Annotated in this window: 1 protein-coding gene; it reads right to left on the bottom strand. The window is 44.7% G+C overall.

What is annotated here, in order from left to right; all coding sequences use genetic code 11:
- Positions 1 to 13: 13 nt before the first annotated feature.
- A complete protein-coding gene (locus MF4640_RS18705; protein WP_039891156.1) occupies positions 14 to 1,315 on the bottom strand; it encodes an IS4 family transposase in 1,302 nt (433 codons plus the stop codon).
- Positions 1,316 to 1,388 lie beyond the last annotated feature (73 nt).

Genomic DNA, 1,388 nt, shown 5'->3' with positions numbered 1-1,388 from the left:
TAATGCCAGTCAGTTAAGAAATTGACTGGCATTTTCTTGGGTACTTTTGAGGCTTTATTTTGACGACTCTAGGGCATTGCCTTGATCTTCTTTCAGGCAAAACAAACATTTTAGACTGTTCCAGCAAACGCTCTAAATGCTTGGGCAAATTCCCTGCCGATTCCAGCGGAGTATGCCTTAATATATTGATAATGCTGATTGAAGCAATATGGAAACTGATACGCAAAGGGCTGACTTTCGCCCGTTGAGCCATAAATTTCATTTGCCTTCTAAGAATATTATAAGCAATCAATACACCCCATAATTCCTGATACACCAATTCAGGCTGCTTGCTTCTTAAATGCATCCCATCTTGCAGGTCGCTCTTGATTTCACGGTAGCACATCTCGATTTCCCAGCGCTGAGCATACAGCGTACTGACCTCTTCCAGAGGATAAGCCTTTGAATCTAATAATGATGTAACGTATCGTCTAACCCTTCCAGACTGTTCAGTTTCAATCAGGCGGGCTTCCCAATAGTCACCTAAATCCGGATTCAGTTTCTTCGCTCTTGGAGAAACAGGCATTCTGATTTGAAAGTCATGCGCTGAGTTTTTCCTGATAATTTCATAGCGCAGATTGTCTTTAGCCCGCATAAGCCAATGGCAGTTTTCCCGAGACTGCCACCCTGATAAGAAATCAGCAGAGAAGTAGGCCCGGTCAAATAAAGTCAGGCTATTTGCAGGCACTTTCAATTTCTTCGCTAAAGTCAGCTCGCCTTGATCCATACTTCCAATCCCGGCATCAATCACTTCATGAGTATTGGTGTTGATCAGGCAAACCGCTCTGGCTTGCGGCCAAGGTGCTGCTATCGTTTTGCCTTTGGAAGAACCGAAGTGCCTGAAGTTCTCATCTGTGTGGGGCATGGACCAGACGGCTCCATCTACAGCGCAGATGCTTAGGCCATGAAAGGCGGAATATTGCGGCTGAGAATCTTCAAACCATGTCTGACTCAGTGTATTGAACAGGACATTTAAAGGCTCCAGACCCAAGCGCTGTCTGGCCTGCACTGATGCGCTTGGGGCGCAGCTTTCAGCCGTGCCAAAAACCAGCTGCAGCTGCTGAACAACATACCAGATGGGCTGGTCGCGGAACAATGCAAGTCCAATAACTAGCCATACAGCATGCTCTGCGGGGAGTTTTCTTTTTCTGACCGATGCTTTCCCGGTCCGTTTTAAACAGTCTTCAATCCAGTTTAAATCAATTAATTCGCTAAAATTAGAAAGTGAAGGAGCTGTCTGCTGAAATGCTGAACTTAAATTCTGAGAAAAAGTCATAAAAAAATGAGCGTATCTGGATACGCTCATTTTTACCGCATTTCAGCTATTTTGTCTTAACTGATCAGCATTA

It is taken from the genome of Acinetobacter sp. MF4640, from assembly GCF_002018895.1.
Taxonomy (GTDB): Bacteria; Pseudomonadota; Gammaproteobacteria; order Pseudomonadales; family Moraxellaceae; genus Acinetobacter; species Acinetobacter johnsonii.
The sequence above is the reverse complement of the archived record's forward strand: the minus strand, read 5'-3'. Positions and strand labels throughout refer to the sequence as shown.

What these genes read in the sequence shown, in the direction of transcription:
- MF4640_RS18705 (WP_039891156.1), bottom strand. Translation starts at nt 1,315, where the DNA reads ATGACTTTTTCTCAGAATTTAAGTTCAGCATTTCAGCAGACAGCTCCT.